The 15001-nt window shown below is 37.5% G+C and carries 15 protein-coding genes; 5 read left to right on the plus strand and 10 right to left on the minus strand.

Going from position 1 to position 15001, the window contains the following annotated elements; all coding sequences use genetic code 11:
- Nucleotides 1-113: 113 nt before the first annotated feature.
- The 6 genes from V8G61_RS07175 to V8G61_RS07200 form a co-directional block, all read right to left on the minus strand.
- Nucleotides 114-335, minus strand: a complete 222-nt coding sequence (locus V8G61_RS07175) for a DUF2795 domain-containing protein (protein ID WP_019387375.1) — start codon at nt 333-335, stop codon at nt 114-116.
- Between the two features lie 231 nt (nt 336-566).
- Nucleotides 567-1139 (minus strand): cob(I)yrinic acid a,c-diamide adenosyltransferase, encoded by a 573-nt coding sequence (locus tag V8G61_RS07180; RefSeq protein WP_394874838.1) that lies wholly within the window; start codon nt 1137-1139, stop codon nt 567-569.
- A 293-nt stretch (nt 1140-1432) separates the two neighbouring features.
- Nucleotides 1433-2014, minus strand: a complete 582-nt coding sequence (locus V8G61_RS07185; RefSeq protein WP_394874839.1) for a hypothetical protein — start codon at nt 2012-2014, stop codon at nt 1433-1435.
- A gap of 3 nt (nt 2015-2017) precedes the next feature.
- Nucleotides 2018-3880, minus strand: a complete 1863-nt coding sequence (locus V8G61_RS07190) for an ABC-F family ATP-binding cassette domain-containing protein (protein ID WP_394874840.1) — start codon at nt 3878-3880, stop codon at nt 2018-2020.
- A gap of 92 nt (nt 3881-3972) precedes the next feature.
- A complete protein-coding gene (locus tag V8G61_RS07195; protein ID WP_394874841.1) occupies nt 3973-5145 on the minus strand; it encodes a DUF4105 domain-containing protein in 1173 nt (390 codons plus the stop codon).
- 10 nt (nt 5146-5155) lie between these two features.
- A complete protein-coding gene (locus tag V8G61_RS07200; RefSeq protein ID WP_394875298.1) occupies nt 5156-6142 on the minus strand; it encodes a PorV/PorQ family protein in 987 nt (328 codons plus the stop codon).
- A 202-nt stretch (nt 6143-6344) separates the two neighbouring features.
- On the opposite strand from V8G61_RS07200, the gene V8G61_RS07205 reads away from it, so the two are divergent.
- On the plus strand, nt 6345-7097 hold the full coding sequence (locus V8G61_RS07205; RefSeq protein WP_394874843.1) for a CDP-alcohol phosphatidyltransferase family protein: 753 nt from the start codon (nt 6345-6347) through the stop codon (nt 7095-7097).
- 7 nt (nt 7098-7104) lie between these two features.
- Nucleotides 7105-7983, plus strand: coding sequence for a DUF808 domain-containing protein (locus V8G61_RS07210; RefSeq protein WP_394874844.1), 879 nt, complete (start codon nt 7105-7107; stop codon nt 7981-7983).
- Between the two features lie 10 nt (nt 7984-7993).
- On the opposite strand, the gene lptB is transcribed toward V8G61_RS07210, so the two are convergent.
- The 4 genes from lptB to V8G61_RS07230 all read right to left on the minus strand — a co-directional run bounded on the left by lptB (nt 7994) and on the right by V8G61_RS07230 (nt 10936).
- Entirely contained in the window at nt 7994-8734 is a 741-nt protein-coding gene (gene lptB, locus V8G61_RS07215) for an LPS export ABC transporter ATP-binding protein (RefSeq protein ID WP_394874845.1), read from the minus strand.
- 72 nt (nt 8735-8806) lie between these two features.
- Nucleotides 8807-9154: a carboxymuconolactone decarboxylase family protein gene (locus V8G61_RS07220; protein ID WP_394874846.1), complete on the minus strand. Its 348-nt coding sequence runs from the start codon at nt 9152-9154 to the stop codon at nt 8807-8809.
- Nucleotide 9155: 1 nt separating this feature from the next.
- Nucleotides 9156-9971 carry a twin-arginine translocase subunit TatC gene (tatC, locus tag V8G61_RS07225; protein ID WP_394874847.1) on the minus strand — a complete coding sequence of 272 codons (816 nt, stop codon included), beginning with the start codon at nt 9969-9971 and terminating at the stop codon, nt 9156-9158.
- Entirely contained in the window at nt 9971-10936 is a 966-nt protein-coding gene (locus V8G61_RS07230; RefSeq protein WP_394874848.1) for an SIS domain-containing protein, read from the minus strand. The genes tatC and V8G61_RS07230 overlap by 1 nt, the downstream gene beginning before the upstream one ends.
- Before the next feature lie 183 nt (nt 10937-11119).
- On the opposite strand from V8G61_RS07230, the gene V8G61_RS07235 reads away from it, so the two are divergent.
- From V8G61_RS07235 to V8G61_RS07245, 3 genes are all read left to right on the plus strand, one after another.
- Nucleotides 11120-13321: a RecQ family ATP-dependent DNA helicase gene (locus V8G61_RS07235; RefSeq protein ID WP_394875299.1), complete on the plus strand. Its 2202-nt coding sequence runs from the start codon at nt 11120-11122 to the stop codon at nt 13319-13321.
- 136 nt (nt 13322-13457) lie between these two features.
- Complete coding sequence (locus tag V8G61_RS07240; protein ID WP_394874849.1) at nt 13458-14390, plus strand: peptidylprolyl isomerase; 933 nt, start codon at nt 13458-13460, stop codon at nt 14388-14390.
- 24 nt (nt 14391-14414) lie between these two features.
- Entirely contained in the window at nt 14415-14999 is a 585-nt protein-coding gene (locus V8G61_RS07245) for a YfiT family bacillithiol transferase (RefSeq protein ID WP_394874850.1), read from the plus strand.
- The last annotated feature ends 2 nt before the right edge of the window (nt 15000-15001 follow it).

The raw sequence follows: 15001 nt of genomic DNA on the forward strand, positions 1-15001 counted from the left end.
TTTTTTATGCAGTGTTAAGTGATATCAAAGATACATTATGAAAAGTGTTATTTAAAGATTAAGACAAAAAAAAAGCCTCTAACCGAGACTTTTTAACTATTCTTTATGCTTTTCTAATATTCATCTTCATTCCAAAGATAATCCTCGTCAGTTGGATAGTCAGACCAGATTTCTTCGATAGAATCGTAAGAATCACCTTCATCCTCAATCGACTGTAAATTTTCAACAACCTCTAAAGGCGCTCCAGTTCTAATCGCATAATCTATCAATTCATCCTTCGTCGCTGGCCAGGGCGCATCACTCAAATACGATGCTAATTCTAACGTCCAATACATAACTTATAGGTTTTAAATTTTGTGCAAAAATATATTTTTCAGCTTAACATCCAAGAAAAAAATGAAATATTTATCAATAATACCAAGAACCTGCGTATTTTTTATACTAAACCTCTGAAATCAAGCAAACTCCATCTTTATAATTTGGGCGTTTCCCTGCGGGTCGGGCTTTCCGCGCTACACGGTAGCTAGCTTCAATCCCTAACGCAAATTTAAGTGCTTCCCTTCATCTTATTTTTTCTCCGGAATCCACTTAACTTCATCAGCTTGCAAGTCATGAGACAACTTCCGTGCCAACACAAAAAGATAGTCAGAAAGGCGGTTTAAGTACTTCAAAGCATTCGCTTCAAAAGGTTCCAAATCATATAAAGCCACTGCCAAGCGCTCGGCCCGGCGGCAAACGCAACGGGCAATGTGACAGAATGACACCGTTTGGTGCCCTCCAGGAAGCACAAAATGTGTCATCTCCGGAAGTTCAGTGTTCATGCTGTCCATTTCAGCTTCCAAACGCTCAATATCTGCAGTTGAAATTTTTTCGATATTCAAACGTTCTTTTCCGCTCTTTAAAATGGCTTTTTCAGGGTCGGTAGCCATAATGGCACCAATAGTGAATAACTTATTCTGAATATCAATAAGCACGTCCTTATAATCAGAATTAATTTCCTGATCACGTAATAAGCCCAAATGCGAGTTCAACTCGTCAAGGGTACCATAGCTTTCAATTCTTATATGATGTTTCGATACACGCGTACCACCAAATAAAGCCGTGGTTCCTGCATCTCCAGTTTTTGTGTAAATTTTCATGCGTTTTTAATTCTTTTTTTAGCGATAAGTCAGTTATACTGCAAGGTAACGGTTTTTTGGAAGACTTTAAAAGGTTTCTCGCGTTGTCATTCATGGAATATAGTCATTGCGAGCAAAGCGAAGCAATCTATTCAAAGGAATTCTTTTGTCATTCAGAGCGAAAGCGAAGAATCTCAATAGAATGACCACATAGATTCTTCAGTCACGTCGTTCCTTCTGAATGACACCCCTGTATTTAATTTTGTAATGAGAAAGGATTCGTCATTGCGAGCAAAGCAAAGTAATCTCATCAATCACACCCGAATTCTAAAATGCTCCTTAGCCTGCTCCCTCCTGAAAAACACCATACCCCAGAAAAACAGGTCGATGGTCATCCTAACGCTCTTGTGGCGTTTTATGGTTTTCCAAACCTCGGAAAAGTCTTCGCTTCTATGAATGTTGTTAAAGATCCATACAGTGTCTTTGGTTGTGGTTTCCAGTAAATACACTAAAGCCTTTAAATAATCAGCTTTGTCAGCACTATTAAAATATACAATGTCAAAGGGTTTAACTACCTCGTAGTCCGGCCAATCATCCTCATTCATAATTTTGGCCTCAGGCTTAGCCAGTAAAATTGTATTGTTTATAGCGTCCTTTTTTTTACCAAACACCACTACCGAGTTAGGTTTAAAGTATTTAACGACACGATACAACAACCTACTTTTTTTCTTTGAGAGATTATCCTTTCGGATTATTTCTAATTCTTTGTAATCTCCGTACCAGGCCTTATCATAAAAGCATTTCGTAACCAGGTCATAGACAAAAGGGGAGTGCACACCATGTTGATTGGTGGCCTTCAAAAGAAATTTTATGTACTTCCAACCTTTAAAACTCATGTATCATTCTTCCAGTTTTGTCGATAATTCGAACCAACGTGACTCTTTCGCTTCTATGGTATCAAGAATATCCTGTAATTTCTGTGAGAGTTCGTTAATTTGATCTTGCGTTAGCTCCGGATCATTAAATTTTTCTTCCAAAGTCTTCTTATCAAAAGCTAAGGAATTTAATTTACTTTCAATATTTCTGAGTTCCTTTTCTTCATTATAGGAGAGTTTTGAAGCTTCATTTTCAACCACAGAATCTGGTGTTTTTTCAAAGTTTTCTTTGGATGACTCTTGAGGTATACTATCTTCATAAACCCTATAATCTGTATAATTTCCGGGAAAATCCTCTACAACGCCTTCACCTTTAAATACAAAAAGATGATCAACAACTTTATCCATAAAATAACGGTCGTGGGATACTACGATGATACAACCGGGAAAATCCAGCAAAAAGCTTTCCAATACATTTAAGGTCACAATATCCAGATCGTTGGTAGGCTCATCCAGAATCAAAAAATTCGGGTTTTGTATCAATACGGTACACAGATAAAGGCGTTTACGTTCCCCGCCACTTAGTTTTTCAACATAATCGTATTGTTTTTTTCGACTGAATAAAAAGCGTTCCAGTAATTGCTGCGCACTGATCTGACGTCCTTTTTTCAAAGGAATATAGTCGCCAAATTCCCGAATCACATCAATTACTTTCTGACCGGGTTTTACCGCAATGCCGCTCTGGGTATAATAACCGAATTTAACTGTTTCTCCAACTACCACTTTTCCGCTATCGGGGGTTATGGCTGTTGTTAGTATATTTAAAAATGAGGTTTTTCCGGTGCCGTTCTTGCCTATTATACCAATGCGTTCCCCTTTTTTAAACGTGTAATCAAAGTGTTCTAAAATAGGTTTGTCCCCGAAGGATTTAGAAATGTTATGACATTCAACGATCTTACTACCCAAGCGTTCCATGTTCAGCTCAAGCTCAACTTGGTGGTCTTTTCGTCGCTGATGGGCCCGATGCTTGATGTCTGCAAAATCATCAATACGCGATTTCGATTTCGTAGTTCGTGCCTTTGGCTGGCGCCGCATCCAATCCAATTCTTTTTTAAACAATTGTTTTGCTTTTCCGGTCTCTACCGCTTCACGTTCTATCCGGGCATCACGTTGCTCCAAATAGTAAGCATAATTTCCTTTGTAAGTATACAATTCACCACCATCCAATTCTATGATCTCGTTACAAACGCGTTCCAGAAAATAACGGTCGTGTGTTACCATAAAAAGCGTTAAGTTTTCTTTAGCAAAAAAGTCTTCAAGCCATTCGATCATCTCCAGATCCAAATGGTTTGTAGGCTCATCTAAAATCAATAAATCAGGTTTCGTGATCAAGGCATTAGCAAGGGCTAAACGCTTTTTCTGACCTCCGGAAAGAGTGCCCACCAATTGGTCTAAATCATCGAGTTTGAGTTTAAACAGAATCTGCTTATATAAGGTCTCAAAGTCCCAGGCCTGATGGCGTTCCATAGCTTCGAACGCTTTTTGATACCCTGCTGTGTCTTCGGGGTTTTCAAGCGCCTTTTCGTAGGTTTGAATAACCTTTAAAATCGGATTATCACTCGCAAAAATAGCTTCTTCAACCGTGAGGTCCGAATCAAATTTAGGGTCTTGTGATAAAAATGATACTTTAATGCCCTTACGGTAAATAACATTACCGGCGTCTGGTTGATCATCACCCGATAAAATATTCAAAATGGACGTTTTACCCGTACCGTTCTTAGCTACAAAGGCGATCTTTTGATCCTTATGGATGCTAAACGACAGGTTTTCGAATAAAACCAGTTCCCCGTAGGATTTTGTGATATTTTCAACCGTTAAATAATTCAAACGAAATTTTTTTACAAATATGAGACAAAAAGTGCTAAATAACGAAGTACTAACAAAGGCTTTCCTAACAAATTAATTGTTTATTAAGTGAGCTATCGTGGTGATTTTAAATGGCGAACCAAATATATATAACGTACAAATAATGCCACTAATAAAGGTATAAGACCAACCGCAAATACTTGTACGCCAATAAGCCAATGCAAAATTAACAAGCAAAGTATGATAATTAAAAACTTCACGTAGCTTCGAAACCAGGGCTTTATTTTTTCACGAAGGATCACACTCAACATCAAAATATTCAGTGCAAAACCCCACAATAAATTATAATTTTGATGTGTTGCAGAATGATCAGTGGCAAACCAAAGTAATAGAATTCCAATACCTACTAGGCCTGTTAGTGCAAACAAAATAAAATCGAGCCACTTTGATCTATTTCCGGTTTTTGAATCCTGATAGGTGATAAAAAGAACGAACGAACCTAGAAGACCAAAAATAAATAGTGGACTCGTAAAAAAAGTATTGGCTGCTTTCACCTTTTTTTCCTGAAAAATAACCTCACTACTAGTTACCAAAGGTTGATCGCCCGGTATGGTTGCCTCAGTAAAAAATCTATAAATATAACTTGGTAAGAACATATGTTGTACGGGCGTGGCCTTAATATCGATAACACTTCCTAAAGCGATATCAATCCCCAGACTACCCCAGGTATTCAGTCCGACTTTATCATGGATCAACGCCCGAAAGGTTTTCGGTTCAAAATCATCGGGCTCATGATATTTTACCTGGTAAGGAAACGTATTATTAACCAGATCTTTAATTTTTGTAGCACAATTATTATAGAAAAAATCATAAAGATATTCCCTGTTCTCAGGTTTATTGTTAATAACCAGATCGTTATATAATCGCTGTTTATTGGTCTGCGATAAATTTAAAACCTGTTCACGTACCGTCCGATTTGTTCGAATATAATAGCTTAGGAAGGTGTTGTAATCTTCTTTGCCAATGGAGTAATTCAATTTTCCACGGGCAAAATTCAAATAGAAATTAGGCGCATCAAAATCATAACGCCCAAAATCATAGGTAACATCCAAAAAATTAACAGGATCCTTAACCCGGAAAGCGTTGTGTCCGAAAGCATCATTTAGGGATGATCCCGGAGCAATGGTTAAGACACTGATTTTCGCCTGATTGGATAATGTTATTTCTTGTGCAGTTCCTACTTGAATGAGGGTGAATAAAAGTAGAAAAAAAAGTGATTTTTTCATAAAAAATTAATTACCGAAAGATACTAAAATCAAGCTTTAAAGAAAACACGTTCGAGTATAAAGCCACACTTTGGTCGCCAATATCTGTAAAAGCGTAATCAATGGCGATGCCTTGATATTGGAAGCCTACTCCAAAACTGGGTTGAAAGGTTAGTTGTTGACTATTGTCAAATTGTAGTTCATTTTGGAAATTACCCAAACCGGCACGTAAATGAATCATTTCCAGATAACCGAATTCAAAGCCTAAAGCCGGACTGATACTTGCGAAAGAAGAAGAAATAACATCGTTTGTTTGCTCGAATCGCATATTTAAATTCGTGGCTAATAATAAGTTATAATCAGGGTTGAATGCAATTAGTTTTGAAACCCCTATTTGTAATTTAGGAATCGTTATTTCCGTGGTTTCCGGTAACTCCTGATTTTGACCTGCCACTGCATTACTGATGGTGGAAAACTGGGTTTCGTCGATAGCCCAAGAATTATAGGTTGTGGTGATATCGCGCGCCATAATCCCAAACTTCCAGTTGCTTTGTGTTTCAAACTGAATACCTGCATCCAAACCAAAACCCCAGGAAGAGGCGAAATCACCAATTATTCTGCGGATCACTTTAGCATTAACACCGTAATTAAGGCCCTCAATGGGTAGTTTACGTGCATAGGAAAAGGTGATGCCATAATCTGCTGTGGAAAATAAACTGATTCTGTCGTAATTAATATTCCCCTGTGCATCTATAAGCTGTGTGGTATTTAGGATGTCATCAACCCCAAACCGAATAAGAGAAATACCAATAGCACTTTCATTATCTAAAGGCATGGCGAATGCGACATAGTCGTAATTAGCGATGTTAGCGAAATAACTGGAATGCATCAAAGCTAATTGGTTATCTTCTATATTTACGAGCCCGGCAGGATTCCAGTAGCCCGCATTTACATCTGCCGTATTCGCAGTAACAGCACTGCTCATGCCCAGAGCTCTTGCGCCCACACCAATATCCATAAATGCATTTGAATATTTTCTGGTAGTCTGACTAGCTCCCAGAAAAAAACAAAGTAGAAATAATGCCGTAATGTAAGATTTCAATCGCTTGGTTTTTTTTACAAAGATGCATATAATTTACTAGCTTTAAAACTGCAAAATCGTATAGATATTGCGGTGGAGAAAAATTGTTTCTTATTTTTACAAGATGAAATTCCTTTTTATGAAAAAATATATCCCCAGTGGTCTAACACTTTTAAATTTACTATGTGGAAGCATTGCTGTATTATACGTTGTAAATAATAATTATGTTGGTGCCGCTCAATTTGTGTTTTTGGGTATTCTTCTCGACTTTTTTGATGGTTTTGCAGCTCGAAAATTGAAGGTTACTAGCGAATTTGGACTGCAGTTGGATTCCTTGGCTGATATGGTTACCAGTGGTATAGTTCCTGGTTTGGTTATGTATAAAATGCTGGCCTTAACTACAAATAATTCCTTCTTTCAGGATGTTTTTCCGCAATGGGGATCCAATGTGAAACTGTCAGGTTTTGAAGTAGAATGGTTGCCACTTTTAGGTTTTTCCATAACATTGGCATCCGCTGTTAGGTTGGCACGCTTTAATCTCGACGACGAGCAACAAAATTTTTTCAAGGGGCTCCCTACACCTGCAAATAATTTGCTTATTATATCATTACCTTTGATATTGGAATTTCAGGAAAACGATAACATTAATGCCATTATTTTGAATAAAGGTTTTTTAATTGTAATCACCTTATTGAGTAGTTTTTTACTTAATGCGAACATGAAATTATTCGCTTTAAAATTTAAAAACTATGCTTTTAAAGGGAACGAAGTGCGATACATCTTTTTAATTCTAAGTTTAATTATGATCATTGTATTGCAATTTGCTGCTATTCCGGTAATCATCTTTATGTATCTTGGTTTATCGGCTTTAGATCAAAAGAAAATTTCATAGATTTTACATGGCTTCAGGATTTTTTGCTTTACTTGATGATATTGCCACCTTGATGGACGATGTGGTAGTGATGAGTAAAATTAGTACTAAAAAAACCGCTGCTATCTTAGGGGATGATCTCGCGGTAAATGCTGAGAAAGCCACGGGATTTGTGGCGTCTAGAGAGTTGCCTGTTTTATGGGCGATAACTAAAGGCTCCTTCAAGAACAAGGTAATTATTTTGCCTATTGCTTTTTTATTGAGTGCTTTTGCGAGTAGTGCGATTAAAGTGATACTCGTACTTGGTGCTTTGTATTTGGCTTACGAAGCTGCTGAAAAAATATTTGAGTTCTTCTTTCCACATGAAATAGCTTCTGTACCAATAGTAGAAGCTTTGCCTAAAGAGGAGCGATTATTACTCGAGAAGGAAAAAATAAGATCGGCAGTAATAACCGATTTTATCTTATCAATTGAGATCGTAATCATTGCTTTAGGCACTGTAATTGAAGAGCCATTACTGTTTCAAATTCTTGTGGTGTCTGTGGTAGCTTTAATAGCAACGGTTGGTGTTTATGGTATTGTGGCTTTAATTGTTAGAATGGATGACCTAGGCTACAAGCTTGTTCGACTCAGCAATGGTTCTAAAGGTTTTTTAAACTTTTTTGGGAACTTTTTGATTCGTGCGTTGCCCAAGTTAATTAAGAGTTTATCCGTAATCGGAACTATTGCCTTGGTGCTCGTATCAGGAGGAATTTTTAGTCACAACATCGATTTATTACATCATACCCTAGAAAGCATTCCAGAGTTTTTACGCGATGCCATTTTTGGTCTAACTATCGGAATTTGTTGTTTTGGTTTAGTCAGTGGGTTCAAGAAAATTATAGGTAAATTTTCCAAAAAAAAGTAAGAACGACCTGTTAATCCCTAATTTTCTTTTTTCGTAATTCGAAATTCTGCCCGAGGTAAACCTTTCGTACCATTTCATCGTTGGCCAGTTCTTCAGGTTCACCTGCTTTCAGAATATTTCCCTCAAACATAAGGTAGGTTCTATCAGTAATCGCCAAAGTTTCCTGAACATTGTGATCTGTAATCAGTATCCCGATGTTCTTTTTGGTAAGCTGTGCTACGATACGTTGAATATCCTCAACTGCAACAGGGTCTACACCGGCAAAGGGTTCATCTAATAGAATAAAATTCGGATCTGTAGCCAAAGCTCTGGCAATTTCAGTTCTTCGACGCTCACCACCAGATAAAAGGTCGCCACGGTTTTTTCGGATGTGTCCAAGACCAAATTCTTCAATCAAGGACTCCATTTTCATGCGTTGCTCTTTTTTACTGAGTTTGGTCATTTGAAGTACACTTAGAATATTATCTTCGATGCTTAATTTTCGAAATACGGATGCTTCTTGAGCTAAATAACCAATGCCGTTTTGAGCCCGTTTGTACATTGGGTACTTTGTGATATTCGTTTGGTCCAGATATATATTTCCGCCGTTAGGCTTTATAAGACCTACGATCATGTAAAAAGAAGTTGTTTTACCGGCACCATTGGGCCCTAAAAGACCAACAATTTCACCTTGTTCCACTTTAAGTGAAACATCTTTAACCACTTTACGCCCGCTGTAGGACTTCATTAAATTTTTGGCTTCTAAAATCATAATCTAGTATCTGAACGCTAAAAATAGTAAAATCATATGCGATTCAAGGATGAAACACATAATTTGTGTTTTTTATTCCTGATTTTCCAGAGCATCCCAGAATTCATATGCACGACGTAAATGTGGGATAACAATAGTGCCACCTACTAAAGTAGCAATACTGAGGGCTTCAACAACTTCAGCTTTGCTTAAACCAGCTTTATAGCTGGACTCTAAATGATATTTCACGCAATCATCGCATCGGAGAACGGTTGAGGCTACCAAACCCAATAACTCTTTGGTTTTAACATCCAAAGCACCCGGTGCATAAGCATTAGTATCTAAATTAAAAATGCGCTTGATAATTTTATTGTTATCAGCCATAATTTCCGCGTTCATTTTAGAGCGGTAGGCATTAAATTCGTTTATGATGTCTGACATATTATTTTGCTTTTCTTTTTTGATTTCGAACCACAATTCTGGAAATATAGATACTTACTTGGTATAAAATTAAGATTGGAATAGCTACAATAACCTGACTGGCGATATCCGGAGGGGTAATGATGGCAGAAAGTACCAATACCAGAACTAAAGCATATTTTCGATATTTTTTCAATATTTGAGGAGTAATCAAACCAACTTTGGTTAAAAAGTAGATAATGATCGGGAGCTCGAAAACCAAACCTGCAGCCAACACAGAAGATCGCACTAAACCAATAAATGAGGAAATATCAATTTGGTTCTCAACGAGATCAGATATACTATAATTAGCTAAAAAGTTAATAGATAACGGTGTAATCACATAATAACCAAAAAGAACACCCACGAAAAATAACAGAGATGAAATGATAATGAACCCTCGTGAATGCTTTCGTTCGTTCTCATGTAATCCCGGACTTATAAATTTCCAAAGCTCATAAATGATGTAAGGGAAGGAGATCAGGAAACCACCTAGAATAGCAGTCCAAATATCGGCTGAGAATTGCCCTGCCATGGTTCTGTTTTGTATGATAAGCGGCATTTCCTCATTACAAAATGTAGAGTCTATTTTCAATAATTGTGCTATTTCGCACAAATAGTGATAGGTTGGGAAATCCATATAGATCGGAGCGAAAACAATATCCTGAAAGATGAAACGGCTAAAAATAAAGGCAAATGTAGCTACAATTACCACGGCCATTACAATTCTGATCAAATGCCAACGTAAATCCTCGAGATGATCCAGAAATGACATCTCATTCACATTCTTTTTTGCCATTAGATTATTCCTTCTTTTATTAGATCATGTAAATGTACCACTCCGGCATATTTTCCATTTTTTTCAACTAGGAGTTGAGAAATATCGTGGGACTCCATAGTTTCCAGAGCATCAACAGCCATAGCTTGCGTGTCAATTCGTTTGGGATTGGCACTCATTATGTCTTTGGCTGTTAATTTTGAAAAGTCATCGACCTTAGAAAGCATACGACGTAGGTCCCCATCCGTAATGATACCAACAATTTTTTGATCATCCACAACAGCCGTAACCCCCAACATTTTTTCGGTGATTTCAATAATAACGTCTTTAATGGAGGTGGAGGCAACCACCTGAGGTTTTTGATTTACTGATGATATATCTTCTACACGTAAATACAATTTTTTACCTAAAGCTCCGCCTGGATGATATTTGGCAAAATCCCGACTTGAAAATCCTCGAAGATCTAGTAAGCAAATAGCCAAAGCATCTCCGATTACTAATTGTGCCGTGGTACTTGTTGTTGGGGCTAAATTATTTGGGCAAGCTTCTTTTTCAACATAGGCATCTAAAATAAAATCGGCTTGTTCACCTAAATAAGATCCTTTATTACCGGTGATAGCAATAATTTTATTATGTGCACTTTTTATTAAAGGAATCAGGACTTTTATTTCCGGGGTATTACCGCTTTTTGAGATGCAAATAACCACATCATCTTCCAAGATCAATCCCAGATCACCGTGAATGGCATCAGCAGCATGCATAAATATGGCTGGAGTGCCTGTTGAGTTAAGGGTGGCCACTATTTTGTTGGCGATAATGGCACTTTTTCCAATGCCCGTTATGATCACGCGACCTTTTGAATTATATATAAGTTCAACAGCCTCGGCAAAATCGGCATCAACGCGATGGGTTAAATTAAAAATAGCCTCACTCTGCAAGGCAATGGTTTGTTTGGCCTTCTCAATAATTGAATTATTACTATTCAAAATGTCCTTTATTTTTAATTTGATGCTTCTAAAGAATTTTTTATCTTTAGAGATAATGAAATTAAATTTTTGTTGTAATTTGAATTTCGTTACAAAACTAACGAAAAAAAAGATGAGGGATATCTTATTGTACTATTTAAATTTAATCTTTAGATAGCTACCTCAAAATGTAAAAAAGAATTAATCTTGATAGCTAAAAGTGACTTACAAACTGCACTGAAGAAATATTTTGGATTCGATAAATTCAAAGGTCTTCAGGAATCTGTTATAGAAAGTATTTTAAATAAACATCATACCTTCGTTATCATGCCTACCGGCGGAGGCAAATCTCTTTGTTATCAGTTACCGGCGCTCATGCAGGAAGGAACCGCAATTGTGGTATCTCCGCTCATAGCACTAATGAAAAATCAGGTTGATGCCATTCGAGGCCTTTCGAATGAGGAAGGTGTTGCTCACGTACTAAATTCATCCTTAAATAAAACAGAGGTCAAACGTGTTAAAGAGGATATTAAGAACGGAGTTACCAAATTGCTTTATGTGGCTCCTGAATCCTTAACCAAAGAGGAGAATGTTGAATTTTTACGCTCTGTAAAAATTTCGTTTATGGCCATCGACGAGGCGCATTGTATAAGTGAATGGGGTCATGACTTCCGGCCCGAATACCGAAACCTTAGGCATATCATTGGTCGTATAGGTGATGACATTCCAATTATCGGATTAACGGCAACCGCAACCCCAAAAGTTCAGGAAGATATTATAAAAAACCTTGGTATTACAGGAGCTAATACCTTTAAGGCCTCGTTTAACAGGCCTAATTTGTATTATGAAATTCGTCCGAAAACCAAAAACGTCGATGCTGATATTATTCGGTTCATTAAACAGAACGAAGGGAAATCAGGAATTGTTTATTGCCTGAGCCGAAAGCGTGTTGAAGAATTGGCGCAGGTACTTCAAGTGAATGGAATTAAAGCGGTACCCTACCATGCGGGATTGGATGCCAAATCAAGATCGAGTTATCAAGATATGTTCCTTATGGAAGATGTTGATGTTGTTGTTGCTACCATCGCCTTTGGTATGGGAATCGATAAACCTGATGTTCGTTTTGTCATTCATCATGATATTCCAAAAAGTATTGAAAGTTATTATCAGGAAACCGGTAGAGCTGGTCGTGATGGTGGAGAAGGACATTGTTTGGCTTTTTACGCATATAAAGACATCGAAAAACTAGAGAAATTCATGTCCGGTAAACCTGTTGCAGAGCAAGAGATCGGGCACGCTTTATTACAGGAAGTGGTCGCTTTCGCGGAAACATCGATATCACGAAGAAAGTTTATTCTTCATTATTTTGGTGAGGAATTTGATAATGAAACCGGTGAGGGTGGGGCCATGGATGATAATGTGCGTCATCCAAAAAAGAAACACGAAGCCAAGGATGATGTTATAGTTGTCCTAGATACCATTGCCAAAACGAATGAAAAATACAAAGCCAAGGATCTTGTGAATGTTATTATCGGGAAAGAAAATGCCATGATCAATTCACATAAAACCAATGAGCAACCTTTTTTTGGCCGTGGTAAAGACAAAGAAAAAACCTATTGGATGGCCTTGGTTAGACAAGCTTTAGTGGCCGGATTGCTTAAAAAAGATATTGAAACCTACGGTGTTATTAAATTAAAATCTGCCGGAAAAGCATTCTTAAAGAGTCCAAGTTCTTTTATGATGACTGAAGATCATGTGTACGACGAACTAAATGATGATGCCGTAATAACTGCAGCTAAAGGAGGTGGCGCTGTTGTGGATGAAACCTTAATGGGTATGCTGAAGGATTTGCGTAAAAAGAATGCTAAAAAGCTGGGTGTCCCCCCCTTCGTTATATTTCAGGATCCTTCTTTGGAAGATATGGCCTTAAAATATCCAACAAATATATCCGAATTAGCCAATGTTCATGGTGTTGGAGACGGAAAAGCCAAAAAATACGGGAAAGATTTTGTGAATCTGATAAGTCAATATGTGGCCGATAATGACATTATAAGACCGGATGATCTGGTAGTCAAATCTACAGGTAGTAATTCTGCGAATAAATTATTTATCATTCAAAACGTCGACAGAAAATTGCCATTAGATGATATTGCTTCGTCAAAAGGTATGAGCATGGACGAGTTTATTAAAGAAATGGAAGCTATTGTATACTCCGGTACCAAACTGAATATAAATTATTGGATCGATGAAATTTTAGATGAAGATCAGCAGGAAGAAATTCATGATTATTTTATGGAATCCCAGTCCGATAGTATTGAAGCTGCAATGGAAGAATTTGATGGCGATTACGACGATGAGGAACTACGCTTGTACCGCATCAAATTTATAAGTGAAGTTGCTAATTAGCATACTTTCGAATCTTCAATATCTTAGCTTATTAAATTTTTTATTTTTCCTTTTATTTTAAGAAATCCTTAATATTAGAAAGCGTAATCTTAAAACTTTGTTTTCTATATTTGCAGGGCTTAAAAAAAATAGAATTATGGCAGACGGATTATACGCAAAATTCAATACTTCAAAAGGAGAGATCCTTGTAAATCTGGAATTTGAAAAAACACCAGGCACAGTTGGAAACTTTGTAGCTTTGGCTGAAGGTAATTTAGAGAACTCGGCTAAACCTCAGGGAAAACCCTATTATGATGGTTTAAAATTTCATAGGGTAATTCCTGATTTTATGATTCAGGGAGGATGTCCACAAGGTACGGGCACCGGAAATCCTGGGTATCAGTTTGATGATGAATTCCATTCGGAATTAAAACATGATGGTCCTGGAGTTTTATCAATGGCCAATGCCGGCCCTGGAACAAATGGAAGTCAGTTTTTCATCACTCATATTGAAACGCCTTGGCTAGATAATAAGCATACTGTTTTTGGTAAGGTAGTAGAAGGTCAGGAGGTCGTGGATGCGATCGCACAAGGTGATATTATAGAAAGTCTTGAGATCATTCGAAATGGTGCTCAGGCTGAAAAATTCAATGCTATTGAAGCGTTCAGAACCTTTGAAGGCTCACGTGAAAAACGTTTGGAAGAGGCTAAAAAAGCAGCCGAAGCCGAATTAGATAAATTAGCATCGGGATTTGATTCCACTGATAGTGGCTTGCGATATAAGATCATTCAAAAAGGAAATGGTCCAAAAGCAGAAAAGGGTAAAACGGTTTCTGTTCACTATAAGGGGCAATTAGCTGACGGAACGGTATTCGATTCATCCTATAAACGCAACCAGCCTATCGATTTTCCTTTGGGTGTGGGACAAGTTATTCCAGGTTGGGATGAAGGTATCAGTTTACTGTCTGTAGGTGATAAAGCCCGACTAGTCATTCCAAGTCATTTAGGATACGGAAGTCGTGGCGCGGGAGGGGTTATTCCACCCGATGCCAATTTAGTATTCGATGTAGAATTAATGAATGTGAAATAATATAATTTTCAAAAAATAACAATAATGGAAACACCTCTTTTGGAGGTGTTTTTTTTATATTTGATTATGGAAGCACAGGACTTACAAAAATTGAAATATCCAATAGGACAATTTGAATGTCCTGATCCCATTACCGCCGCTAATTTAAAAGCTTGGGTAGAAGTCCTGGAATTTTTTCCGGCGCGATTAGAAGCTTTAGTAAAACCTTTGACTGAGGAGCAACTGGATACGCCCTACAGGCCAGAAGGTTGGACTATTAGGCAGGTGATTCATCATCTAGCAGACAGCCATCACCACAGTTATACCAGATTTAAATGGGCCTTAACTGAAATCACCCCTTTGATTAAAGCATATAATGAGGCTGATTGGGCAGAATTGTTCGATTCTAAAACAGCTCCAATTGAGATATCCTTGCAGTATCTTAGGGCTCTACATGCGAAATTAGTGCACCTGATAAAGGGACTTCCCATGGACAGTTTGGAAGCAGGCTTTATTCATCCTGAAACGAATAAAAAAATTAATTTGAAGACGTTAACAGGAATTTATGCCTGGCACAGTAAGCATCATTATGCACATATTGAATCGCTTTTAAAACGACGTAATTGGTAATA

Origin of the sequence: Gaetbulibacter sp. M240 (assembly GCF_043876815.1) — a bacterium.
Lineage (GTDB): Bacteria > Bacteroidota > Bacteroidia > Flavobacteriales > Flavobacteriaceae > Gaetbulibacter_A.

Coding starts and splice junctions, on each gene's coding strand:
- V8G61_RS07240 (WP_394874849.1), top strand. CDS start 13,458: ATGGCAGACGGATTATACGCAAAATTCAATACTTCAAAAGGAGAGATC.
- V8G61_RS07180 (WP_394874838.1), bottom strand. CDS start 1,139: ATGAAAATTTACACAAAAACTGGAGATGCAGGAACCACGGCTTTATTT.
- V8G61_RS07185 (WP_394874839.1), bottom strand. CDS start 2,014: ATGAGTTTTAAAGGTTGGAAGTACATAAAATTTCTTTTGAAGGCCACC.
- V8G61_RS07210 (WP_394874844.1), top strand. CDS start 7,105: ATGGCTTCAGGATTTTTTGCTTTACTTGATGATATTGCCACCTTGATG.
- V8G61_RS07175 (WP_019387375.1), bottom strand. CDS start 335: ATGTATTGGACGTTAGAATTAGCATCGTATTTGAGTGATGCGCCCTGG.
- V8G61_RS07205 (WP_394874843.1), top strand. CDS start 6,345: ATGAAAAAATATATCCCCAGTGGTCTAACACTTTTAAATTTACTATGT.
- lptB (WP_394874845.1), bottom strand. CDS start 8,734: ATGATTTTAGAAGCCAAAAATTTAATGAAGTCCTACAGCGGGCGTAAA.
- V8G61_RS07245 (WP_394874850.1), top strand. CDS start 14,415: ATGGAAACACCTCTTTTGGAGGTGTTTTTTTTATATTTGATTATGGAA.
- V8G61_RS07200 (WP_394875298.1), bottom strand. CDS start 6,142: ATGGATATTGGTGTGGGCGCAAGAGCTCTGGGCATGAGCAGTGCTGTT.
- V8G61_RS07220 (WP_394874846.1), bottom strand. CDS start 9,154: ATGTCAGACATCATAAACGAATTTAATGCCTACCGCTCTAAAATGAAC.
- V8G61_RS07195 (WP_394874841.1), bottom strand. CDS start 5,145: ATGAAAAAATCACTTTTTTTTCTACTTTTATTCACCCTCATTCAAGTA.
- tatC (WP_394874847.1), bottom strand. CDS start 9,971: ATGGCAAAAAAGAATGTGAATGAGATGTCATTTCTGGATCATCTCGAG.